25 protein-coding genes are annotated in these 22,938 nt (G+C 55.8%); 13 read left to right on the top strand and 12 right to left on the bottom strand.

The genetic code is table 11. From position 1 onward, the window contains the following. Nucleotides 1–75: 75 nt before the first annotated feature. Nucleotides 76–663, top strand: coding sequence for a UbiX family flavin prenyltransferase (locus OEU85_RS06740; RefSeq protein ID WP_262690696.1), 588 nt, complete (start codon nucleotides 76–78; stop codon nucleotides 661–663). Here the strand turns inward: OEU85_RS06740 and OEU85_RS06735 are convergent. Next, the gene (locus OEU85_RS06735) at nucleotides 650–1,375 is read right to left on the bottom strand and encodes a hypothetical protein (protein WP_262690695.1); all 726 of its coding nucleotides are present in this window, start codon (nucleotides 1,373–1,375) and stop codon (nucleotides 650–652) included. The two genes, OEU85_RS06740 and OEU85_RS06735, sit on opposite strands and share 14 nt — an antisense overlap. Nucleotides 1,376–1,456: 81 nt before the next feature. Continuing rightward, nucleotides 1,457–1,906: a TIGR02444 family protein gene (locus tag OEU85_RS06730; protein ID WP_262690694.1), complete on the bottom strand. Its 450-nt coding sequence runs from the start codon at nucleotides 1,904–1,906 to the stop codon at nucleotides 1,457–1,459. Nucleotides 1,907–1,986: 80 nt separating this feature from the next. Between OEU85_RS06730 and OEU85_RS06725 the strand changes: the two genes are divergently transcribed. Further along, a complete protein-coding gene (locus OEU85_RS06725) occupies nucleotides 1,987–2,184 on the top strand; it encodes a YdcH family protein (protein WP_262690692.1) in 198 nt (65 codons plus the stop codon). A gap of 14 nt (nucleotides 2,185–2,198) precedes the next feature. Here OEU85_RS06725 and OEU85_RS06720 read toward each other — a convergent pair whose 3' ends face one another. After that, nucleotides 2,199–2,939, bottom strand: coding sequence for a GGDEF domain-containing protein (locus OEU85_RS06720; protein WP_262690690.1), 741 nt, complete (start codon nucleotides 2,937–2,939; stop codon nucleotides 2,199–2,201). Between the two features lie 217 nt (nucleotides 2,940–3,156). Here OEU85_RS06720 and purE point away from each other — a divergent pair, with 217 nt between their 5' ends. The 3 genes from purE (at nucleotide 3,157) to OEU85_RS06705 (ending at nucleotide 5,296) form a co-directional block, all read left to right on the top strand. Further along, the gene (gene purE / locus OEU85_RS06715; protein WP_262690688.1) at nucleotides 3,157–3,654 is read left to right on the top strand and encodes a 5-(carboxyamino)imidazole ribonucleotide mutase; all 498 of its coding nucleotides are present in this window, start codon (nucleotides 3,157–3,159) and stop codon (nucleotides 3,652–3,654) included. Nucleotides 3,655–3,665: 11 nt separating this feature from the next. Then, nucleotides 3,666–4,739 carry a 5-(carboxyamino)imidazole ribonucleotide synthase gene (locus OEU85_RS06710; protein WP_262690687.1) on the top strand — a complete coding sequence of 358 codons (1,074 nt, stop codon included), beginning with the start codon at nucleotides 3,666–3,668 and terminating at the stop codon, nucleotides 4,737–4,739. Nucleotides 4,740–4,807: 68 nt separating this feature from the next. Further along, nucleotides 4,808–5,296 (top strand): hypothetical protein, encoded by a 489-nt coding sequence (locus OEU85_RS06705; protein WP_262690686.1) that lies wholly within the window; start codon nucleotides 4,808–4,810, stop codon nucleotides 5,294–5,296. Here OEU85_RS06705 and OEU85_RS06700 read toward each other — a convergent pair. The 5 genes from OEU85_RS06700 to OEU85_RS06680 all read right to left on the bottom strand — a co-directional run bounded on the left by OEU85_RS06700 (nucleotide 5,293) and on the right by OEU85_RS06680 (nucleotide 9,837). Further along, nucleotides 5,293–5,955 (bottom strand): hypothetical protein, encoded by a 663-nt coding sequence (locus OEU85_RS06700; protein ID WP_262690685.1) that lies wholly within the window; start codon nucleotides 5,953–5,955, stop codon nucleotides 5,293–5,295. The two genes, OEU85_RS06705 and OEU85_RS06700, sit on opposite strands and share 4 nt — an antisense overlap. 49 nt (nucleotides 5,956–6,004) lie before the next feature. Next, on the bottom strand, nucleotides 6,005–6,658 hold the full coding sequence (gene fsa / locus OEU85_RS06695) for a fructose-6-phosphate aldolase (protein WP_262690683.1): 654 nt from the start codon (nucleotides 6,656–6,658) through the stop codon (nucleotides 6,005–6,007). Between the two features lie 138 nt (nucleotides 6,659–6,796). Continuing rightward, a complete protein-coding gene (locus tag OEU85_RS06690; protein ID WP_262690682.1) occupies nucleotides 6,797–8,353 on the bottom strand; it encodes a DHA2 family efflux MFS transporter permease subunit in 1,557 nt (518 codons plus the stop codon). A gap of 9 nt (nucleotides 8,354–8,362) precedes the next feature. After that, nucleotides 8,363–9,391, bottom strand: a complete 1,029-nt coding sequence (locus tag OEU85_RS06685; RefSeq protein WP_262690681.1) for an HlyD family secretion protein — start codon at nucleotides 9,389–9,391, stop codon at nucleotides 8,363–8,365. Further along, nucleotides 9,388–9,837, bottom strand: coding sequence for a MarR family winged helix-turn-helix transcriptional regulator (locus OEU85_RS06680; protein ID WP_262690680.1), 450 nt, complete (start codon nucleotides 9,835–9,837; stop codon nucleotides 9,388–9,390). Before OEU85_RS06680 ends, OEU85_RS06685 begins: the two co-directional genes overlap by 4 nt. A 154-nt stretch (nucleotides 9,838–9,991) precedes the next feature. Between OEU85_RS06680 and OEU85_RS06675 the strand changes: the two genes are divergently transcribed. Next, a complete protein-coding gene (locus OEU85_RS06675) occupies nucleotides 9,992–12,226 on the top strand; it encodes a primosomal protein N' (protein ID WP_262690679.1) in 2,235 nt (744 codons plus the stop codon). Between the two features lie 112 nt (nucleotides 12,227–12,338). Next, on the top strand, nucleotides 12,339–13,100 hold the full coding sequence (locus tag OEU85_RS06670; RefSeq protein WP_262690678.1) for a sulfotransferase family protein: 762 nt from the start codon (nucleotides 12,339–12,341) through the stop codon (nucleotides 13,098–13,100). Between the two features lie 120 nt (nucleotides 13,101–13,220). Here OEU85_RS06670 and OEU85_RS06665 read toward each other — a convergent pair whose 3' ends face one another. Next, a complete protein-coding gene (locus tag OEU85_RS06665) occupies nucleotides 13,221–13,553 on the bottom strand; it encodes a hypothetical protein (RefSeq protein ID WP_262690677.1) in 333 nt (110 codons plus the stop codon). A gap of 243 nt (nucleotides 13,554–13,796) precedes the next feature. Here OEU85_RS06665 and OEU85_RS06660 point away from each other — a divergent pair, with 243 nt between their 5' ends. The 6 genes from OEU85_RS06660 (at nucleotide 13,797) to OEU85_RS06635 (ending at nucleotide 20,642) form a co-directional block, all read left to right on the top strand. Beyond that, nucleotides 13,797–15,458, top strand: a complete 1,662-nt coding sequence (locus OEU85_RS06660) for a glycosyltransferase family 2 protein (protein ID WP_262690676.1) — start codon at nucleotides 13,797–13,799, stop codon at nucleotides 15,456–15,458. Between the two features lie 300 nt (nucleotides 15,459–15,758). Then, a complete protein-coding gene (locus tag OEU85_RS06655; RefSeq protein ID WP_262690675.1) occupies nucleotides 15,759–16,319 on the top strand; it encodes a F0F1 ATP synthase subunit delta in 561 nt (186 codons plus the stop codon). Next, on the top strand, nucleotides 16,319–17,851 hold the full coding sequence (gene atpA / locus OEU85_RS06650) for a F0F1 ATP synthase subunit alpha (protein ID WP_262690674.1): 1,533 nt from the start codon (nucleotides 16,319–16,321) through the stop codon (nucleotides 17,849–17,851). Before OEU85_RS06655 ends, atpA begins: the two co-directional genes overlap by 1 nt. A gap of 25 nt (nucleotides 17,852–17,876) precedes the next feature. Further along, on the top strand, nucleotides 17,877–18,770 hold the full coding sequence (locus OEU85_RS06645; protein WP_262690673.1) for a F0F1 ATP synthase subunit gamma: 894 nt from the start codon (nucleotides 17,877–17,879) through the stop codon (nucleotides 18,768–18,770). Between the two features lie 25 nt (nucleotides 18,771–18,795). Continuing rightward, on the top strand, nucleotides 18,796–20,214 hold the full coding sequence (gene atpD / locus OEU85_RS06640) for a F0F1 ATP synthase subunit beta (RefSeq protein WP_262690672.1): 1,419 nt from the start codon (nucleotides 18,796–18,798) through the stop codon (nucleotides 20,212–20,214). A 20-nt stretch (nucleotides 20,215–20,234) separates the two neighbouring features. Beyond that, nucleotides 20,235–20,642 carry a F0F1 ATP synthase subunit epsilon gene (locus tag OEU85_RS06635; protein ID WP_262690671.1) on the top strand — a complete coding sequence of 136 codons (408 nt, stop codon included), beginning with the start codon at nucleotides 20,235–20,237 and terminating at the stop codon, nucleotides 20,640–20,642. A gap of 49 nt (nucleotides 20,643–20,691) precedes the next feature. Here OEU85_RS06635 and OEU85_RS06630 read toward each other — a convergent pair whose 3' ends face one another. The 3 genes from OEU85_RS06630 to OEU85_RS06620 all read right to left on the bottom strand — a co-directional run bounded on the left by OEU85_RS06630 (nucleotide 20,692) and on the right by OEU85_RS06620 (nucleotide 22,933). After that, nucleotides 20,692–21,207, bottom strand: a complete 516-nt coding sequence (locus tag OEU85_RS06630) for a hypothetical protein (RefSeq protein ID WP_262690670.1) — start codon at nucleotides 21,205–21,207, stop codon at nucleotides 20,692–20,694. Nucleotides 21,208–21,276: 69 nt separating this feature from the next. Then, the gene (locus OEU85_RS06625) at nucleotides 21,277–21,744 is read right to left on the bottom strand and encodes an RNA pyrophosphohydrolase (protein ID WP_262690669.1); all 468 of its coding nucleotides are present in this window, start codon (nucleotides 21,742–21,744) and stop codon (nucleotides 21,277–21,279) included. Nucleotides 21,745–21,757: 13 nt separating this feature from the next. Beyond that, on the bottom strand, nucleotides 21,758–22,933 hold the full coding sequence (locus OEU85_RS06620) for a divergent polysaccharide deacetylase family protein (RefSeq protein ID WP_262690668.1): 1,176 nt from the start codon (nucleotides 22,931–22,933) through the stop codon (nucleotides 21,758–21,760). Between the last annotated feature and the right edge of the window lie 5 nt (nucleotides 22,934–22,938).

Raw genomic sequence — 22,938 nt, 5'->3', positions numbered from 1 at the left:
CATTTTTACTAAGCCTGTATCTTCGGGTACTTAGCAAAACCGGCTTTTGAGGGCTTTGAAGGATTATTGCGCAGAATGTCTAAGACTCGCACAAAAAGGCTTGTAATCGCGATTACCGGCGCAAGTGGCGTGGCGTATGGTATCCGCCTTCTGGAGCTGTTGCGCCCGAGTGAGATCGAGACGCACCTTGTGCTGTCAAAGGCCGGTGAGCGAACCATCGCAGAAGAAACAGAGGTGGCAGTCAAGTCGGTTCGGGCACTCGCCGATGTGGTCTATCCAGCCGCAGATATCGGCGCGGCTATCGCCAGTGGCTCATATCGGACCATGGGGATGTTGATCGCCCCGTGTTCAGTCAAAACCATGGGCGAGATCCGCACAGGTATCACGTCGTCGCTCGTCAGCCGCGCTGCGGACGTCATGTTGAAAGAGCGTAGGCGGCTTGTATTGATGGTGCGCGAGACGCCGCTGCACCTTGGGCATTTACGCACCATGACCTCCCTTGCTGAAATGGGTGCCGTCATCATGCCGCCCGTGCCGGCGCATTACGCCAAACCGGCTTCGATCGACGACATGGTCACTTATACTGCCGCCCGGGCGCTTGATCTCTTTGGGCTTGACGCAGCCGAAATCAACCGGTGGGGCGAAGCGCCTAGCGAGGCGTGAGAAGCTGCATGCAATAGTCGGGCACTTTGATGCCATCGTCACCGCTGCGGCTCAGCATCACGTTGTTGAAATAGCCCTCGCTTAAAAGCCTGTCGCCCTCGTATATTTTGAATCTGTGCGGCCACATGACACCGTCAACCATCTGATAGTCCAATTCCTCGCCGGTGGATTTTTCACCATACCATAGGGCGCGGATCAGTCCTGTAGCCTCATCAACGCCTATGTGAAAGCCTTTCCAGCCAGGACGGAAAATATTGTACCACGCAAGGCCCGAATATATGTCGCCCGACGGTGGTGTGCCTTCAGGTGGAGCCAGAATGGTCTGGCTGTCGCTCAGGAGGAAAAGGAAATTGCTATATAGCGAACCCATAAGCTTTTCCTCATCCCGTTCCTCTAGCGGCATACATTGATTGCGAATAAAGCTGTAACTACGTCCAGCGCCCGCGATTTTGCGTTCCACTCCGGCTTCGGTTGTTTCCGATTTGCCAATTGAACGGCCTCTCAGGTCATAATGCAATTCTGTCACATGGGGCAGCTCCTCGCCGACTTTCTGGAGATGGAGCGTCATCCGGGCCGATGTGAGCGACATTAGTTTTTCGCCACCATAAGCGGCGCGCATTTGTGCCAGCATCTTGGTAGGTGGGGGCGCAGCGTGGGCGACAAAACCGGACAGCAGAAAAAGTGCGGCAGCAAAACGCAAAAACAGGGTCATCGAAGTCCTCGTTGTGATTCTCGTCATCTCATGAAAGCCCGCAGGGGAGGCTCGCTCAACCTTCCTGCGATAGAACGGGGCCTAGGCACGCCCGATAGCGGCATGAAGCGGCTTGAGAAGGGATAGCGGTGTGTTGAGGTCTGTCAGGTAGTTACCGCAATTGTTGGGCTGAGCTGCTTGCTCGCGCGGTGGATACTCGTTTGCTATCGCAAGCAAGGCGGCCTGCTCGGCTCTTTCCAGTACAAGCTCGTCGGAAAGTAACGTCTCATAGCCGTCTTTGCCTTTGGCGTCGCGACGTCGCGCGCGGTGAGGAGCCAGTTTTTCCCGCTGCCACAGTACGGAGATTGTCTCAAGTGCCTCATGCGCCTTCTCCGGCACGGCGATGCCCTCCCGGTCGCACCAAAGGTATAAAAGTATGAGGTTTACATCGGCACCATACAGATCCTGCGCTTCAAGGCAGGCATCCTTCACGCCTGCGCAATTATAGATTTCCGCAGAGAACTCCCAAAAATCGACTGCACTGGGTAGCATTGTTGTGGCTTCTCTTCCTTGTGTCACACGGGCATGCTATAACGCTGTTTCTTCACAAGAAACTGGTTTTGAGGCGATTGATGGACGAGGATGAGATCAGGGGACAAATGGCGCTTCTCATTCAGGAACACCGGGACCTTGACGATGCTATTACGGCCGTAGCGCGGGCAGGCACCTTTGACCTGTTACAGGTCCAGCGCCTCAAAAAACGCAAGCTGATGCTCAAGGACGAGATCGCTAAGCTCAAAAACCTGCTGGTGCCGGATATTATTGCCTGACCCTTTGCCGGGCATCAGCGGACCCCGTCTTCGCCCTTCTGTTCTTTCTTGTTCTCGTACATGGCCTTGTCTGCCTTATCGAGCGCGTCGTCGGGCTGATCGCCAGAGCGGAACGTATAAGTCCCGTACGCCAGGCTCATCTTGATCGATTCGCCATTAAGGTTTAGGGGGTGGGCCGCAATTAGCTGAGCCAGGGACGCCGCCTTTTCGGCGCCAACCTGTTCATCCGCCTGCGCCAGGATTACGCCGAATTCGTCACCGCCAAGCCGGGCGATCACATCGGTTCCGCGCACGTTTTCGGTCAGCAGCCGCGCCACATGGAACAGGGCCTTGTCGCCTGCTTCGTGGCCATATTTGTCGTTGATCTGTTTCATGTCATTGAGATCAATAAACATGAGGGTCGACGGTGCGCCATACCGCTCAGCAAACGAAATCATGCGGTTGAGCTCGCGTACAAAGGCACGGCGATTAGGGACTGGCAGCAATGCATCGGTATCGGCCATGTCTTCCATTTCGCGCAGGCGACGTTGTGTATGGTCCAGCTCTCGCCTAAGGCTATCCACCTCTTCCATCAGCGACATAATGGCGCGCTGAACGCGGGGTGTCATTTCCTCAGGCGGAATGGTCTGCACATTGACAGTATCGTCAATCTGGCGCGGCGCGCTCGCGCTCGTGGCGCTTGACGAGGAAGATGTTTTACGGACCTCCCGAGTGGGTGCTGTACGAAAGGCACCGGGTGTGCTGGTAATCTTCATAAATAACCTGTGGTCCGTGGCAATTCATACTCTTCTAGAGCATTATGCCGTCTTTGGGAATCGTCTTGCAAGCGTCGGCTTAAAAAATGCCTACTTTATCGGCCCTTGCATTCAAAATGCGCCTGCCTATAATGCGCGCTCCGCAACCCGGCAGGGTACAGGCGATGTAAGGTTCGCCTTCCTGCGCTAAACTCGTAAGCATGAGGATGTCGACGCTATGACGAGTGAACGCCCCCTTGTTGGTATTATCATGGGCAGCCAGTCCGACTGGCCCACAATGAAACACGCCGCAGAAGCGCTTGAGCAGCTTGGCGTGGCCTATGAGACCAAAATCGTATCCGCGCACCGCACGCCTGACAGGCTTTATGATTACGCGAAGGCAGCGAAGGACCGCGGCCTCAAGTGTATTATCGCGGGTGCCGGTGGCGCTGCGCATCTGCCCGGCATGGCTGCGGCCATGACACCTCTGCCTGTTTTTGGTGTGCCGGTGCAGTCCAGCATGCTCTCGGGCAAGGACAGTCTTCTCTCCATCGTGCAGATGCCGGGTGGTGTGCCGGTGGGCACGCTGGCGATCGGCAAGGCTGGCGCCAAGAACGCAGGCCTTCTCGCTGGTGCCGTGATCGCATTGATGGATGACGGTGTGGCCGCGAAACTTGATGAGTTTCGCGCAGCCCAAACCGCCAGTGTGGCAGAAGAGCCTGTTGACGAGGCCTGAGAGATTTTATTATGACGCAAATCGCACCCGGTGGAACGATTGGTATTTTGGGCGGTGGCCAGCTTGGCCGCATGCTGGCGCTTGCAGCGGCTAACTTCGGCTATCGCTGCCATGTTTTCTGCCCTGACAAAAACAGCCCCGCTTTTCACGTTGCTGACGTTGTGACCATCGCTGACTATGAAGACGAGGAAGCCCTTGAAGCATTTGCGCGCGCGGTCGATGTCGCGACCTATGAATTTGAGAATGTGCCTGGCGTGACAGCCGAACTTGTGGCGCGTGACACGTTGTTGCGTCCGGGGGTGCGGGCTCTCAAGACCACGCAGGATCGTCTGCTTGAAAAAGATTTTCTGAACGCGTCGGGCGTCAAGACCGCACCCTATATGGCGTTTGAAACGGCAGATGAGCTTCAGGCGGCAATCAAGGAAATCGGGCGGCCATGCGTCGCAAAAACCCGGCGCTTCGGCTATGACGGCAAGGGGCAGGTCATGATCAAGGCCCGCTCGGATATCGACCGGGTGATCGAGGTTACCGGCGGGCAGCCGGCAATCCTTGAGGGCTTTGTAAATTTTGACAGGGAAGTCAGCGTTGTCGTGGCGCGCAGCGCGTCAGGTGACGTCGCCGCATTCCCGGTAAGTGAAAATGTGCACACCAATCATATTCTGGACACCACATCGGTGCCGGCTAAAATTTCCGATATGGTAGAGGCCAAGGCCAAAGTCATGGCAACACGGGTAGCCAACGCGCTTGAGTATGTTGGTGTGATGGCCGTTGAGATGTTTGTCAGTGACGGGAGCGGCGAGATCGTCGTCAACGAGATTGCTCCGCGTGTACACAATAGCGGCCACTGGACGATCGAAGGCGCCGAGACCAGCCAGTTTGAGCAGCATATCCGCGCGATTTGCGACCTGCCGCTTGGGCCCACGGATGCGCGCGGCAACGTGCGGATGAAAAACCTGCTGGGGGCTGATATTCTTGATTTCGAGCCGTACCTTGAGGACCCGAAAGCGCACTTTCACCATTACGGGAAAAAGGAACCCCGCCCGGGCCGCAAGATGGGTCATGTCACCTGGGTTGACGTGAAATAGGGCTGGCAAGCCTTATGGTTGATGAAAATTTGTGAAAGTGTATTCTTTCCCTTAATGGGGGAATGAAGATGCGCACCATCTTGTCTGTGATCACTATCATTGTATTGACCTCGTGTACGACGCACAAGGCCATGGGGCCTTGGCCTGATATGGCCCTTGAACGCAAAATTCTTGAGCGTCCTTCCCTTGAGGGGCGTATCATTGCAATTGAACAGGTGCCTCGTTTTCTGGTCTCACGCGGTACGGCCAGCGCGCTGAACCATGATCCATCATTTGATCACTATCTGTTGTGGGACTGGTGCCGCGGCAACGGATTTGAATGGCAAATGATTACCTTGCGCCCTGACGGCAGAGCGTCTTCCGGTTGGTCTTATACCCGTACGGTCATGACGGCTGAAACAGCTGATGGCCGAGACATCAAGGTCACCGAAGGTTTTCTCAAAGGTACGATCGTTGATTACAAGGCCCTAAGGGCGGCAGGCTTGGCTTTCTTCCAACCCGGCGTTTTTACGTGCGACATCAGGACAGCCGATGCGGTGGCCAACGCGGGTGCCTAGCCGCGCTGCAACACCCAAGTGGCGTGGTCGGACTCTATCCTGAAGCCGTGTTTTTCCGCGAAATCTTCGATGATTTGCCGCATGGGAAAGCCCTTCGTGCGGCCCCAGTGCCAGTCATCACCGGTGATTTGCGCGTCAGGCCACAACTCATAACATACCTCGAGGTCGACCGCCTGCTTGTTCGCGTCAATATAGATAAGGTCTGGGATGAAGCCCGTTTCCTTCAGCATGTAAAGCGCATCGGGCGAGAGGCCTCTGACTGGCACAAACCTGCCTTCAAAGCCGTGCAGGTTGGCGAGAGCGGTGGGAAAAGGGCCTTGTGTCTCAATATCCGCTGCGAACTGTTCCTGCACCTCACGGTCAGGGTAGGCGCGGGTGAGGGCCGGGCGACCTACATAGCGGCGGCACTGTTCAATCAGGCCGTCATCCCATGGGTCGACGCCAATAACCTTGATGCGGCTATCAAGCGACAACCAACGCTTGGTGCTGGCGCAAAGGAAACAGCCGATTTCTAGCATGAATGCGGGTTTGCGTTCGCGGATGATGACGTCAATCAGCTGCCGCCCGCCGCCGCCCAGGGTATAGTCCCACGCCTTCAGGCCAATGGTCTCGGGCCATGGGTGCTTTTGCTTCAGGCTGTCAAAGGCTGCTTGTGTCATGCGGATAGAAGCAGGGCGCGAACTGTTGCCCGCGCCCTGCTTTGTGTCCTTAAAGGATTGAGAAGCCGGTGGCTTCCCAGTCCTTGTCAAACGCCGCGAGGCCGCTGGCCGTCAGCGGGTGATTGAAGAGTTTTTTCATCACTTCCCACGGGAAGGTGGAAACGTCTGCACCGATGCGAGCGGCTTCCAGAATGTGTGCCGGGTGGCGAACCGAGGCCACCAGAATTTCGGTGTCGAACTGGTAATTATCGTAAATGGTACGGATGTCTTCAATCAGTTCCATGCCAATAAAGCCGACATCGTCGTGGCGCCCCACAAAGGGAGAGATAAAGCTTGCACCCGCCTTGGCAGCCAACAGTGCCTGGTTTGCAGTGAAGCAAAGCGTGACATTCACCATGATGCCCTCAGCGCGTAGCGCCTTACAGGTTTTAAGTCCCTCAATGGTCAGCGGAACCTTGACAGTGATGTTGTCAGCGATCTTTGCACACTTAAGGCCTTCCTTAAGCATGGTCTCATGGTCGTGTGCTACCGTTTCAGCCGATACCGGACCATCAACTTCCTTGGCGATCTCGGCGATCACCTCAAAGAAGTCGCGCCCTGCTTTTTTGATCAGCGACGGATTGGTGGTCACACCGTCCAGAAGGCCGGTCGCATTTGCTTCGCGGATTTCATCGATGTTTGCGGTATCGAGGAAAAATTTCATGTCATGCTCCTTCATCGCCCGGCGGGCGGTCAATCTTTTGGACGGTAGGTTTATATAACGCTAAACCGTCATCATCGCATCTAAATACGCGCGTCTTGGCGTTTCCCTAATCGAGAAGCTTCGGCTTTGCAAGTTTTCCTAGGTTTCAACGGGATGGGCGCCGCCTTTTTCATCCGAGAGCCGTGTGGGTTTGATAAGGAACGCCGCGATAATGACCGAAGAAGCCGCAATCAGAAGCGCCATATAGGCGTTATTATACGCGATCATGGCCGCCTGCTGGGAGACCATCAGGTTACTGGCCTCAAGCTGCTGCGCCGTGCTTGTCACGCTTGATATAGACCCGGCGGGGGAGAAGGCGCGCAGCGGCGTGAGACGCTCAACCAATTCCGCGTGGTTGATCTGTGTATAGCGGCTGACAAGCGCCACTACGACCGATATACAGGCTGCCTGCCCAAGCCCGCGCACAAGTGAGAACACAGACGATGCCTCCACCTGTAGTTCATGGGGTATGGTGGCGTAGGCGATGGTGGACGCCAGCACAAACATGATGCCAATGCCAAAGCCATGGAAAATGGGCGGCACCGACAACATCAGCGCCGGCGTTTCTGTTGTCAGGAACATGAAGGGCGACAGGCCGCATGCCATGAATACACCACCGATGATAAGCATCATGCGTGGACTGACATGCTGCACAATGCGCGGGGCGAGCATCATGCCCGCCATCATGCCCATACCTCGCCACATCAGCAGAATACCGGTATCAAGCACGGGATAGCCCATGAGGTTTTGCATCATGGGAGGCTGCAGCACCACCGACGCTGTCATATTGCCTGCGGTGATCAGCACCAGAATCATGCCAACCACAAAGTTTCGGTCACGGAACAGCGCACCCGGCAGAAACGGTTTCATTGCGGTGCGGCTGTTGACAGCAAAGATCCATATTGCGCCTGCGCAGATAAGGAAGTAGCTGATGATCTCTGCACTATCGAACCAGTCTTCCGATTCGCCCCGGTCCAGTGCCAGTTGCAGCGCGCCAACCGCCAGCGCCAGTGAAAAGAAACCAAGCATGTTCAGCTTGTGGCCCGGCGTGCGCATGCCGGGTTTCATGGTAGCGCCAATGCCCAGGACTGCAATGATGCCGACGGGCAGGTTGATAAAGAACACCCAGCGCCATGACGCCACATCGGTGATGTAACCGCCCAGTGACGGGCCAAGGACCGGCCCGACCATGGTGCCAAGGCCAAAAAGCGCCATCATGCGGGCGCGTTCGGCGCTGGAGGAAGACAGCCGGTTCATGGTGGCAATGGCAAGTGGAATAAGTGGCGCGCCTGCGGCTCCCTGCAGTAACCGGCTCGCCAGCATGGCTTCAAGCGAAAGCGAGATTCCACACAGGACCGATGACAGTGTAAACAGGGTCATCGCCAGAATGATCAGTCGCTTGACCCCAAAACGGCTGGCGGCCCAGCCGACAAGCGGTGTAAGCACCACCGAAGCGATGATGTAACTGGTCACCACCCACGAAATCTGGTCGAAGGTCGCCTGCAGGCTGCCTTGCATATGTGGCAGCGCTACATTGACGATGGTTGCGTCAATTGTGTGCAATGACACTGCCAGCATCAGGCAGCAGATGAGTCCGTTGCGGTGGTGGGCGATCTCTGCCGTCGCGGCTACCGCCTGTGCATGAGACTGGCTCATTTTGTCAACCTACAGCCCGATGAGGGTGGCGAGGTCTTTGATGCTGCGTTCATGTCCCGTATCAATTGAGACCTCCACGCTAAGGCCGGAACGCAAGGCTTTGGTGTCTTGGTCGCTATCCAGCTTTATCTGAACCGGCACCCGCTGCGTGACCTTCACCCAGTTGCCAGTGGCATTTTGCGCTGGCAATACGGCAAACTCGGCACCAGTGGCGGGGTCGATGGACGCGACCTTGCCTTTGAAGTGCAAGCCGGGCAGGGCGTCGATTGTTACATCAACGGATTGGCCTACCCGAACATGGGCCAGTTCGGTCTCTTTGGGGTTGGCTTCAACACGCAGATCGCCGTCGACTGTCATGCCGTAAATCGGATAACCGGCGGTGATATACTCACCCGGGTGCAGATCAATTTGGGTGATGGTGCCCGCGGTCCGGGTACGTATCTCCAAGTGCTCAAGTGTGACCTTGGCGGCTTCGACGGCGGCAAGAGCTTTCAGTACCATTGGGTGGCGGTCAGGCAGAATATCGGCATCGCCGCCAAGCTGGGTCAGCGCCATCTGTGCCGCTTCCTCAAGGACGACAATCTCGCGCCGGGCTTCTTCTACGTCATGGCGGTGGCCGTCGAGGGCGGATTCTGACAGATTTTGGTCCTTTGCCAGTTGCTCGGCACGGTTCAACTCCCGCGTCTCAAACGCCAATGTCTCTTTTTCTTTATCCAGAAGGGCCAGGCTTTTGCGGTAGTTGGCCCTGAGCGCCGCAACAATATGCCGGGCGCTGATAACGCCAACCTTGGCTTCGGTTAATTTGATTCTGGCGTCACTGTCGTCGAGGCGGGCGATCAGTGTTCCTTCATCCACATGCTGGTTACGCTTGACCAGTACCTCGATCACCTCTCCGGGGACGCGGGAGGCCCCGGTAAGAATGCCCGCACGTACATAGGCGTTGTCTGTGGTGATCTCGCGGCCACCATTCAGATATACAAAACAAACCCCGAGGATGATCAGCGATGGGACACATACGTACAGCAGGATACGTTTCATTTTCGGCCACCCGCCTTGCGGCTGGTGGCGCTATCCACAATACGGTTCAGGAATGTCTGGAAGGTTTTACGCTCTTCAGCACTCAGGGGATCAAGGAACATTTCGGATATTTCATGAACATGGTTCATCACCGTACTGATGATGGGGGAGGTTTTCTCCGTAACATAAAGGCATTTGACCCGACGGTCGGTGTCGCTGGGGCGGCGCTCAATCATGCCGCGTTCTTCCAGCGCGTCGATCTGGCGGCAGACCGACATGGTAGCGATATCAAGCCGCTGTGCCAATGCCTGCTGGCTGATGCCGGGGTTGCGCCAGACAGATATCAACAACTTTGCCTGGGCACGCGTGACCTCGGGACCTTCCTCGGCTTCGAAGCTGGCTTTCATCAAGCGGAAAAGGTCGCCGATCTGGAAGACAAAGGGTTTGTCGCTGTTTTGCTGTGGCATGCTGTGACTCGGAATGTATTTATAAGTTAAGCATATAATAAGCTACCCTTATTAAAATACAAGATCGGAAATTGCCGTTATCGTGCGAGTTGCTTATGGTGCCGGAAGGCGGGGGAGTCTCCTGCCATGAAATTCGTGAGTGAGGCCCCTGTTCGTGCGGCAAGCGCAACTTTTTGAAACGCCTGAGCCAGAGCCAGTACCCGAGGGAGAGCGGGTTCAGGTGCTTTTGCCTGTTCCCTCGCTTGGGGTGCTTGACTACGCCGTGCCCGAGCACCTCGTGGGACAGGTTAAGGAAGGAGCTATCATTGAGGTGCCGCTGGCGGGCCGCATGGCGGTGGGGGTGGTTTGGGACCAGGTACCAGGCAATGGTAAGCCCTTGCCCTATAGCAAGTTGAAGCCGGTAAACCGGGTGCTTGATCTCCCTCCGGTTAGGCTTGATCTCAGGCGATTTGTTGACTGGGTTTCAGCCTATACACTCTCGGCCCCAGGGCCGGTACTCCGCATGGGGTTGTCCGCTTCAAGCGCACTACAGGCCGTGCCGGTGCGGCGGCATTTTGTCAGGACGGTGCAGCCCACTGACGGTATCCGCATGACCCCTGCGCGGGAAGCCGTGCTGAAGGTCTTGGCTGATGGTACGCCGCGGGTGGCGAGCGAGGTGGCAGCACTCGCCGGGGTCAGCGACGCTGTGGTACGAACACTTGAAAAGACCGGTTTGGTTGAAGGGCGCGACATATCTGTTGACCTGCCCTATCCACAGCCTGATGTGGGCCGGGTGGGGCCGGAGCTTTCCGATGAACAAAAGCTCGCCGCAAAAGCGATCGCTGACAAGGTTTGGGAAGGCGGTTTCGCGCCCTTCCTGCTGGACGGCATCACGGGCTCGGGCAAGACAGAGGTCTATTTTGAAGGGCTGGTGGAAGCCCTGAAGGCACCAGGGGCGCAGGTATTGGTTCTGGTGCCGGAAATCGCCCTGACAAGTCAATGGCTTGAGCGCTTTGAAGCAAGATTTGGCGTTGCCCCAGTTGTCTGGCATTCGGAAGTCGGGCAGGCGGAACGCAGGCGCGCATGGCGCGCAGTGGCAAGTGGCGATGCACGCGTTGTCGTGGGTGCGCGCTCGGCCCTGTTCCTGCCTTTCCAGAATCTTGCATTTATTACCGTTGATGAAGAGCATGACCCATCGTTCAAGCAGGAAGACGGCGTACTGTACCACGCCCGGGATATGGCCATTGTGCGGGCGAAGCTGGCTGATTGCCCGATTGTGCTGGCAAGTGCGACGCCGTCGCTTGAGACCCTCGTGAACGCGGATGAGGGTAAATACCAGAAACTTGTACTGCGTGAGCGGCATGGTAGCGCTGTTTTGCCGGAGATGAAGGCCATTGACATGCGTCATGAACCGCCGGACGCGGGGACATGGCTTTCTCCCCTTCTGGTGCGGGAAATGGAGGCCACTCTCGCGGCTGGGGAGCAGTCGATGTTGTTCCTTAATCGCCGGGGTTACGCACCGCTGACGTTATGCCGGACCTGCGGTTTCCGGATAGAATGCCCAAGCTGCTCGGCGTGGCTGGTGGAACACCGGTTCCGGCACGAGTTGCAGTGTCATCATTGTGGACACGTGGAGCCGATCCCGACCGCCTGCCCTGAGTGCAAAAATGAGGAAACGCTTGTAGCCTGTGGCCCCGGTGTTGAGCGCCTGTTTGAAGAAGTGAAGCACCGTTTCCCGACCGCTCGCACATCGGTGATGACCAGCGATACGATGATGAGCCCAAGCGCGACCGCCCATATGGTGCAACAGATTGCGAGCGGTCATCTGGATATCGTGATTGGTACGCAGATCGTGACCAAGGGCTATCACTTCCCAAACCTGACGCTTGTCGGCGTGGTTGATGCGGACCTGGGTCTCAGGGGGGGGGACCTGAGAGCAGGGGAGAGGACATACCAGCAACTGGTTCAGGTCTCCGGTCGGGCTGGCCGGGCTGAAAAGCCGGGCAGGGTTTTCCTGCAATCTTATGAGCCGGAGCACCCGGTGGTGCATGCATTGCTGTCGGGCGACGGCGAGGCGTTCATGGCAGCGGAGAAAGCTGCGCGGGACCGGCATCACATGCCGCCGTTTGGTCGTCTGGTAGCGCTCATTCTTTCCGGGCCTGAGATGGCAGACGTGCTGGAAACTGGCCGAATGCTGGCGAGCAAGGCTCCGGTTGAGCGTGGTGTGTCGGTTGTTGGGCCGGCACCGGCGCCTATGGCTCGTGTGCGAGGGCAGCACCGTTTTCGCCTGCTGGTCCATACGACAAAGATTATCAAGGTACAGCCACTTGTTCGTGCATGGTTGTCGCGGATCAAGGCAAAACGGGGTGTGCGAATCAAGGTGGACATCGACCCCTACAGCTTTATGTGAAACTCCTTCGCCTGGTCGGGGTTAAAAAGAAGGGGCCGGTGTTGTCTCTTCGTATTAGATGAGTATGGTACGCTCCTTCAACTGTCGGAAGCAAATTTAGGAGATTGATACAATGGAGCCAGTGTTTTGCGTTAGTGCGCCCAGGGCAGGTTCGACTCTTTTGACACGTATCCTGAATTGCCACTCAGAAATTGCGGCGCCCTATGAGATACCGATTGCGCGATATTTTTTTGGTGCCAGCAATGAAAGTCTTGTGCTCGATAAGACAATGCAGATTTCAGAGCTGCTCGGCATAGATGTTAAAAAGGCGATGAACGACAGTGACTTTCTGTTCTCAAGCATCGCGACGTATGAGCAAAAGCGCCTCCTCATCGTGAAGGAGCCGACAAACTCGCTTCATTTACCAAGAATCAGGTGTGACTTCGGCGAAGTCCCCCTTATTCATATGGTCCGGGACGCCCGCCAGATGATGTCCAGTAAAGTCCTGCGCCAAGGGGGTGGCGGCGTGAAGCGCTCGGCAAAGATGTGGTACGAGTTTAACGTGCAAATATTGAAATACAGCCGCCTGTTTCCGAGTTTTTGTCTGGTGCGGTATGAGGATTTGACAGCCAATCCCCAGCAGGAAATTACACGTGTACTTGAATTTCTCGGCCTCAAATTTGAAGAAGGAATGCTGGAATACTGGAACTTCCGGCATAGTGATGAAAAACTTGCGTTATGGGATGGGCAGAGACCAAAGGACTCTCCCTGGGCTGTAGAGTTGGGGAAGAAAACTATTGATGCCCGGCAGGCGGAGCCTCCTGAACAGGTTATGGAAATTTATTCTGCCTCAGCCCAACTGCAGCAGTTGAACCAGCGCTTTGGTTACAGTTGAACCCGGACTGCCGCTCCGCAGCAAAGCATAAAACCTGAGGTCACCAAGAGTGCAGGGTGTTGGCCCCGTTTGGCTCAAAAGCGTATGGTCCCTTTGCCGGGAGCAGTATAGGCATAGGCGCTAGCCCTGATACTCTGCTTTCAGGTCTTCCAGTTCTTCTTGGTGGCGTTTCTTCATTTCCTGCTTTTCTTCGGTGTGGTCCTTGAGCACTTCGCGCTGTTCATCTGGCGTCTTGTCCGTCAGCGCCGCAACTTCAGCCCGTTGCTGATCCATCAACTCATTCCATTCCCGGTGTTGGCGATCCTTGAGCGCACGTAATTTGCGTGCAAATTCCCGATCTTTTTCAAGCTGGTCCTGTGCGACACTTGCTTGTGGTGGCGCTGCCGTTACGGCTACGACCGGCACAATGCTGCCACCCATCGCAACAGCAGCTACCAGCAGAGTTTTACTCACAAAATGTCTCATCTCAACACTCCCTTGTCTTAGCCCTTGAGGCCACTATTACTCCTATAACGTGCGCAAAATGGGGCAGGGGGATGGACTAATTGCGGCAGATGCCTAGCCTAGTCGTGACGCGATGTTGACGGCTTATTGGCTCTGTGGCACTAGCGACCTATATTCACGGTCCGCTTTCTGTCGTTATTGCAGAAGGTATAAGATTTTATTTGTTTTCTGCTTTTCCCGGATAGTTTTAAAATGATCAAGCCCGCCAAAATCCTGTCCATTACCATGGTGAAAAACGAACAGGATATCATAGAGCCCTTCGTGCGGCATAATTTACACTTTGTGGATTTCATGGTGGTCATCGACAACAATTCTACCGATGAAACCAGGCGCATACTGGAGATGTTGGCCCGCGAAACCGACCGTATCGCGGTTTTTGACCGTCATGAAGCAAATTTCACACAGGGCGCTTTTCTCACCAGAGTGATGCACGCTGTGCAGTCGGTGTTTTTCGCAGATTTTATTGTCATGCTTGATGGGGATGAATTCATCGGGGCGGAAGATGGCCAGCAGTTTAGAGAGAGCCTGGAAACGATTCCTGAATTCGGTTTTGGCCTGATGCCGTGGATCACCTACGTGTTGCCGGAGGGGCAGGACTTCGACGCGATGACCGCGGACCCGCCAAGAAGCATGCAGTGGGTTCGGCGAGAGGAGGGCGAGCAGTTCTACAAGGTGATTTTGCGCCCGGCAGGCAGGATCCTGCGCGGCTATAATATTTCAAACGGGAACCATTCCGTGTCACATGGTCAGGGTGCCAAATTGGCATCGGTCAAGTTGCCGTCTTTGCCTCTGTTGCATTTTCCGGTCCGGAGCCTTGAGCAGTTGACAGCCAAATGCGTTAACGGCTGGATGGCGATGTTGGCCAAGCAGGCCTCGGGCATCAGGCTTGAACCCAACGAATGTCACCAGTGGCGCGAAAATTTTGAGCGGGCGACAAAGGGGACGTTGCAGCAGGAATTGGCGAAGGCTTCCTATTTCTATTCTCGCAAGGCAGGTACCGTTGACTGGGAGGTCGACGTGGCGGAGCGGGACCACAGGATGAAATATCAGCGGCGGCACAGTGACGGCAGATATGCGGATCCACTCAGGCTGGTGGGTAAAGCATGGGAAGCGACATATGCCGATGCACCGTCCCCGATTCCGGTATCTCTCAGAAGCGCGTTTTTGGACTGGTCCGACAGTCAAGCAGACCAGGACAACCCTCCGGCGAGGCGGCTGGATGTTCCTTTCCTGCGCTGGATCTACGATTATGGTAATCCGAAACGGGTGCTTGAAATCGGATGCGGGTCTGGCGCCAACCTCCTTGTCATGAATCACTTTGGCGCAGAGACCGTCACAGGTGCAGACAGGTTTGAACCCGATGGGATACTTCTCAGGCGTGCGCGTTATTATCAGGGAGCCACCGAGCACTTTACCGGCGTCAAGACGAAGTATGACATGGTGCTATGCCTTGGTGCCTTGTCCGGGTTACAGCGGGATCTGGCTGTCGCGAAGGCCAAAGCCGTAGCGGCCAGTGCAGACAAGCACATCGTATTTCTGGCAGAGACGATTGATGGCGACGGCAATGGCACTCTCTCGCTTCCCCAGTGGTTAAGTGTCTGGCGCCAATTGGGGTGGCTGCCAGATGTTGCCGCGACGCTGTCAGCACGGGCCGTCTCCACGATTGTGGAGCTTCGTCGCTCGGTCATTATACTGTGCCGGGATACCGAGCCAGCTGCAGGGGATGATAGTTTTCTGGTTTGGCACAGTGCGTTTTCGGTCGATGGCGGCGAAAGTGCGGCGGTCATTATAGAGGAGCCCTTTGGCGATTCTACCGTTGAATATTCGCTGGGCTTTCACCGTAAGGCGTCATGACCGGATAATCTGAGTGCAGCGCGTTTGAGTGAAGTTTTGACCGCTGGGGCAACAGCCAATATTGCGCAGTTAAACGGCCCGTAACTCTGGGGCTGCGAATAAGAATCGAAATCAAGGGCGATGGCGGCTTGCAAGGGCGAATTCTCTATGCTAGAGGGAGCACGCATTTCGGCTGGCCAGAGCCGTGAGAGGTATAATTTTCATGCCTGTTAAAACTGGTCGATTGAGCGTAGGCAAGACATCTTTGTCTTGTCTGCTAAGGTTCAACAGGTTCAGACCTAACCTAGGGGAACGTCTGACGTGACCTCGCACAAAGCGATAGTCTCCGGGATTTCCGGCCGCTATGCGGTAGCGCTATTTGAACTCGCTGATGAGGCAAAAGCGCTCGATGCGGTCGAATCCGATCTTTCCGAGCTGAAGGCTATGATGGAAGAGAGCGTAGATATGCGCGATCTCGTCAGCTCGCCGCTCTACAGTCGGGAACAGCAGTCCAATGGTGTTGCGGGCGTGGCGAAAGCTGCGAAACTGCAGGGCCTGACTGAAAAGTTTCTGGGTGTGCTGGCAGCGAATCGTCGCCTGAATGCGTTGGGTGCCATTATTTCTTCTTTCGAGAAGCTTCTCGCGCATCATCGCGGTGAGGTGAAGGCGGAAGTTGTGAGCGCTCGCAAGCTTACCAAAAAGCAGCTCGGTGATCTTGAGAAGAAATTGAAATCGGCTGTCGGCCATGATGTGGCAATCGACGCTTCTGTGGATGAAAGCCTGCTCGGCGGCCTCACGGTTCAGGTTGGCTCCCGTATGGTGGATGACAGCCTTAAAACCAAACTCAACAACCTCGCAATCGCCATGAAAGGGGTTCAGTAATGGATATCCGTGCGGCGGAAATTTCCAAGGTCCTGAAGGACCAGATCGCAAGCTTTGGCTCAGATGCTGAAGTTTCAGAAGTAGGTACCGTTCTCTCTGTTGGTGATGGTATCGCTCGCGTTTACGGCCTCGACCAGGTTCAAGCTGGTGAAATGGTTGAATTCCCGGGTGGTGTTAAGGGCATGGCCCTGAACCTTGAGAGCGACAACGTTGGTATCGTTATTTTCGGTAACGATACGGGCATCAAGGAAGGCGACACCGTTAAACGGACCGGCGCCATCGTTGACGTACCGGTTGGCAAAGGCCTCCTCGGTCGTGTGGTCGATGCGCTCGGCAACCCGATTGATGGTAAAGGCCCGCTGAAAGACGTAAGTCGTAGCCGCGTAGAGGTGAAGGCACCGGGTATTATCCCACGTCAATCCGTGTCCGAGCCAATGCAGTCTGGCCTGAAGGCTATTGATGCCCTCGTGCCGGTTGGCCGTGGCCAGCGTGAGCTGATCATTGGTGACCGTCAGACTGGTAAAACGGCTGTCGCAATTGACACCTTCATTAACCAGAAGTCGATCAACGACGCGGCAAAAGACGACAGCGAGAAGCTGTTCTGTATCTATGTTGCTGTTGGTCAGAAGCGTTCAACGGTTGCGCAGATCGTTAAGTCGCTTGAGGAAAACGGCGCGCTTGAATACTCGATCGTGGTTGCTGCAACCGCGTCCGAGCCAGCGCCGATGCAGTTCCTCGCGCCTTACACTGGTACGGCGATGGGTGAGTTCTTCCGCGACGGCGGCATGCATGCTGTTATCGTTCACGATGATCTGACCAAGCAAGCTGTTGCTTATCGTCAGATGTCCCTGCTGCTTCGTCGTCCTCCGGGGCGTGAAGCTTACCCAGGTGACGTTTTCTATCTGCACTCACGTCTTCTTGAGCGTGCGGCGAAGATGTCTGACGAGCGCGGTGGCGGTTCGCTGACAGCTCTGCCAGTTATTGAGACGCAAGCCGGTGACGTATCTGCATACATCCCGACCAACGTGATTTCGATCACCGATGGTCAGATCTTCCTTGAAACGGAACTGTTCTATAAAGGTATCCGCCCTGCTATTAACGTGGGTCTGTCGGTATCTCGTGTGGGATCGGCTGCTCAGATCAAGGCGATGAAGCAGGTTGCTGGTTCGATCAAGCTTGAGCTTGCTCAGTACCGGGAGATGGAAGCCTTTGCTCAGTTCGGTTCCGACCTCGACGCGGCGACACAGAAGCTTCTTAACCGTGGCGCGCGCCTGACCGAGCTTCTCAAGCAAGGCCAGTACAGCCCGCTGCCGGTTGAAGAGCAGGTTGTGTCCATCTTCGCAGGTGTGAAGGGTTATCTCGACAAGATCGCCACCACGGACGTTACGCGTTTCGAAGAGCAGTTCCTCGCAGAGGTTCGTGCAAAGCATGCTGACGTACTGGCGACGATCCGTAAGGAAGGCAAATTGTCCGACGATACGATTTCCAAGCTGAAATCTATTCTGGACGCCTTTGCGAAGTCCTTTAGCTAAGACCCTGGATAGGAGAGGCTGAGCAATGCCAAGCCTTAAAGACCTAAAAGTCCGTATCAACTCGGTCAAGTCGACGCAGAAGATTACCAAGGCCATGAAAATGGTTGCTGCGTCCAAACTGCGGCGTGCGCAAGACGCCGCAGAAGCGGCTCGACCGTACGCAGAGCGGATGGAAAAAGTACTCACGGGCCTTGGCGTTGCCGTCAAGGACCAGCCGGGTGCTTCCCCTCTTCTTGTAGGAACGGGCAAGGATGATGTTGAGCTTGTGATCGTTGCAACATCCGAGCGGGGCCTCTGTGGCGGCTTCAACACCAATATTGTCAAAGCAGCGCGCGTGCACCTTCGGGCGCAGATCGCTGCAGGCAAGACGGTCAAGGTCCTGTGCATCGGCAAGAAGGGCTACAACGTTCTTCGTCGCGAGTTCAAAGACAAGATCATCGACGTGAAAGACATGTCTGCCGTCAAGCGCCTTGGTTTTGGTGACGCGCAGCCGATCGCAACCGAAGTGCTGGCCATGTTTGAACGTGGCGAGTTTGATGTTGCGACGCTCTTTTATGCGAAGTTCCAGTCCGCACTTGTGCAGATCACGACCAAGCAGCAGCTGATCCCGGCTCCGATGCCAGAAGCAGCGAACGAGAATGAGGGCAGTGATGACCTTGGCGGTGCGGTTTACGAGTATGAGCCGGACGAAGCTGCCATCCTTGAGGATCTTTTGCCTCGTAACGTCGCTGTTCAGCTTTATCGCGGTCTTCTTGAGAATGCGGCATCCGAGCAGGGTGCCCGGATGACGGCAATGGACAACGCAACCCGTAACGCTGGTGATATGATCGACAGTCTTTCGATTACGTACAACCGTACTCGTCAGGCCAACATCACCAAAGAATTGATCGAAATTATTTCAGGCGCTGAAGCGCTTTGAGTGGCTTACACGAAGGAGTGTAAAAATGGCTAAGAATACTGGCCGCGTAACACAGGTAATCGGTGCTGTTGTGGACGTACAGTTCGACGACCAACTGCCAGCGATCCTGTCTGCGCTTGAAACAAAAAATAACGGCGAACGCCTTGTTCTCGAAGTGGCTTCCCACCTCGGCGAAAATACGGTTCGTACCATCGCTATGGACGCAACCGAAGGTCTTGTGCGTGGCGCTGAAGTGACTGATACGGGCGCACCGATCTCTGTGCCGGTTGGCCCTGAGACACTTGGCCGTATCCTGAACGTGATCGGCGAGCCTATCGACGAGCGTGGCCCTGTCGGTCACAAGCAGGTTGCACCAATCCACGCTGAGGCTCCTTCTTTTGAAGACCAGTCGACTGAACAGGAAGTGCTCGTAACCGGTATTAAGGTCGTGGATCTTCTCGCGCCTTACGCAAAAGGCGGTAAGATTGGCCTCTTCGGTGGTGCCGGCGTTGGTAAAACCGTACTTATCATGGAACTCATCAACAACATCGCGAAGGGTCACGGCGGTTACTCCGTGTTCGCTGGTGTGGGTGAGCGGACCCGTGAAGGTAACGACCTTTACCATGAGATGATCGAATCCAAGGTTATCAACCTCGAAGGCGAATCCAAAGCGGCCCTCGTTTACGGCCAGATGAACGAACCTCCGGGAGCCCGCGCACGTGTGGCCCTGACCGGTTTGACCTTGGCCGAATACTTCCGCGATCAGGAAGGTCAGGACGTTCTGTTCTTCGTTGATAACATCTTCCGCTTCACACAGGCAGGCGCTGAAGTGTCCGCACTCCTTGGCCGTATCCCGTCTGCTGTGGGTTATCAGCCAACGCTGTCCACCGACATGGGTGCCCTTCAGGAGCGTATTACCTCCACGAAGAAAGGCTCGATCACGTCCGTGCAGGCCGTTTACGTCCCAGCAGATGACTTGACTGACCCTGCACCTGCGACCTCGTTCGCGCACCTTGATGCGACAACAGTTCTCAGCCGTCAGATTGCCGAGCTTGGCATCTACCCAGCTGTGGATCCGCTCGACAGCACCTCGCGTATTCTTGACCCGCGTGTTCTTGGTGACGAGCATTATGCTGTTGCCCGTTCGGTTCAGGAAGTCCTGCAGAAGTACAAGTCGCTTCAGGACATCATCGCCATTCTGGGCATGGATGAGCTTTCAGAGGATGACAAACTGGTTGTGGCACGTGCCCGTAAGATCCAGCGTTTCCTTAGCCAGCCGTTCCATGTGGCGGAAATCTTCACCGGTATTCCAGGTGAGCTCGTCTCCCTCGAAGACACAATCACTGGCTTCAAGGCCATCGTGGCTGGTGAATACGACCATCTGCCGGAAGCTGCATTCTACCTCGTTGGCAACATCGAGCAGGCTGTAGCGAAAGCTGAGAAACTGGCTGCTGAAGCCGCGTAAGAAAACGGGACAAGGACATCATGACCGATACTCTTCACTATGAGATCGTCTCGCCGGAGCGCCTTCTGAAAGACGCCGAAGCTGCGATGATTGTGGTTCCTGGCGTTGAGGGCGATTTCGCCGCATTGCCAGACCACGCGCCCATGATGTCCACCATCCGTCCTGGCGTGGTTGAGATTTTTGAGACCGAGGGTGCGACACCTGATCGCCTTTTTGTAAAAGGCGGTCTTGCGCAGATCAGCCCATCGGGCCTTACGATTCTCGCTGAAGAGACTATTGCGCTCGATAGCGTTGATACCGGTGAGCTCAACCAGAAAATCGCAGACACCCGCGAAGACATCGACGATGCAAAAGACGATGTGGAACGCGCACGGCTTGAAAAAGAGCTGGCTTGGATGGTGGCATTGTCGGACGTAGTTGCCGGGTAACTGCGATCAGCACAAGAATATGAAAAAGGCGGCTTCATGGCCGCCTTTTTTATGGGGCCTGGGAAGGATTATCGTGTGCCCGCAACCATGACCCCATCGCCGGGAATGCGGGAAGTTCCTTATGGTTGGGCATGCCGGGTGCTGATGTAAGTCCATACCAGGCAAGCAGTGGTAGCCCGGCGATGCATTCCTTACCCTCGTAGTGCTCTTTCAGCCATGTGGCTGACCCTTTATAGCCCTCTTGGTGTAAGACTATTTCTGCCGGGATGCCGCAGGCGACAGATGCGGCGTAGGACCAGGCTTGAGCGGCGATTTCTTCACCCATATCGCCGCCAGCGTCGGCAAAAGCGGTTTTGCGGGCGGAGGGCGCCATACTGGCAATATGCCCCGCCTCATGCAGCATATCTCCAGGGTGTTTTAGCTTGTTGGGGGCGATGGCGAGGCTGCCATGCTCGATACGAATGCCAGGCAGAAAGGTATCATCTGGCAAGGCCTTGTGGAGAACGGGTATGCCAATAGAGTTCAGGAAACCGCTAATACAGCGAATATAGTCCCCGGTCGTCATACATGCCCCTCAATTGTTCTTGTGGGTAGTATATTCTCGCTTTTAAGGGGTAGTAAAGTGCCGGGTTTGTTATGGGAGAAGCTCCGAAAGTACTTTCTCGTACACCGGTCGTTTGAAGGGAACAATTTCGGATAATAATGAATCCGGGTCAGTCCACTTCCAGCGGCGAAATTCCGGATGTTTCGTCTGAATATTGATGGCGTTATCTCCGGTTTTGAGCCGCATCAGGAACCATTTCTGCTTTTGGCCGCGATACCGCCCGCGCCACACTTTGCCTAAAAGATGAGGTGGCAGGTCGTAATATACCCAGTCCGCGGTGCTTGCCAGCACATCAACATGTCTGGCACGGACGCCAATCTCTTCCTCAAGTTCCCTAAGCGCCGCAGCGTCGTGGGTTTCACCCTCATCAATCCCGCCTTGTGGCATTTGCCACGCACCTGGCATGTCGATACGTTCGCCGACAAATATCTGCCCGGTGTTATTTGTGAGCATAATGCCTGCGCAGGGTCGGTACGGAAGGGATGAAAAATCGCTCATATAGTGAAGGCCTTTAACGTGGTGCGGGCTGGCGGTCGGTAACAGACGTGATCGGGACCAGAACAAAGCCGCGTGCTTCAAGGCCAGCGGCCCAGTTTTCGACAGCCTTGATCGTGACGGGGTAATTGTGAGCAACCCCTACTGCAGCACCCGTGGCTCGCGCCTGCTTTTCCAGCTCCTGCAGCTCCGCCGTGATAACGTCCTGCGCAAGGTTGTCGTCGACATAACGGTTATTGTATGCAGATGGTAGACCAATGGCGCGCGCCATGTTCACCGTGCGACTAAACTGAGAAGCCCTGCTGTCGACGACCAACAGGCCACGATTGTTGAGTTCATCAAGAATAGGGCGCAGGCTATCGGCTGCCGCCGTAAAGCGCGAACCCATGTGATTGATAACCCCCACATACCCGGTGAGCGTGCCAAGCGAAGCCTTGAGCATATTCACATTTTCGCGCGTCGAATAACTTGTGAGCAACGATAGCGGCCCTGGGTCGTTCTGCGGATAATTTTGCGGTTCCATCGGGATCATCAGCAAAACTTCATGCCCTGTCCGGCGTGCCTCTTCGCCCCATTCAATGAGGTTGGGCGCGTAGGGTGAGAATGCAAAAGTCACCTCCGGCGGCAGTTCGGCAATTGCGCGGCGTGTGTTGCGCGCCATCATCCCCATGTCGGTTACCACCAGGGCTATGCGGGGCCGTTCAGCTTCCCTGGGGCCGGGGGCTGCATACACCTGATAAGATTTGCGGCCATCGTCAGAAATGCGTGGCAGAGGGCCTTGGTTAGTAGTTTCCAGCAGGGCAGGGTCTGCCTCGACAGGCAACGGGCCGCCGATGGCGATCTGCGGGGCGTCCATGCCGGTATCCGTCGCAGGAACGGTCAGCCCTGTTGTGGGGTCCTGCTGGGCGACAGTTGGCGGGGTATCGGTTTCGTCGTCAGCCATGCCTGTGTCTTGTTCGCCGCTCCGCTCACTGACATCGTCTTGCTTGTTATCCGCCGTATAGGTCGGGATAGTCTCGGTATGTCCGACCTCCTCGGACGGCTGCTCCTGCTGCGGCTGCACGGCATTGGATGGTGGCGTGCCTGCCGGGGCGGGTGGTGTGTAGGTGAACTCAAAAGTCAGCCCACCACCAATCACGATGATCAGGCTGATAGCCCAGGCGATGAATAAGGCATTCCAGTTGGACGGCACTGTTG

The organism is Kordiimonas aestuarii (assembly GCF_025574465.1).
GTDB lineage: Bacteria > Pseudomonadota > Alphaproteobacteria > Sphingomonadales > Kordiimonadaceae > Kordiimonas > Kordiimonas aestuarii.
The sequence above is the reverse complement of the archived record's forward strand: the minus strand, read 5'-3'. Positions and strand labels throughout refer to the sequence as shown.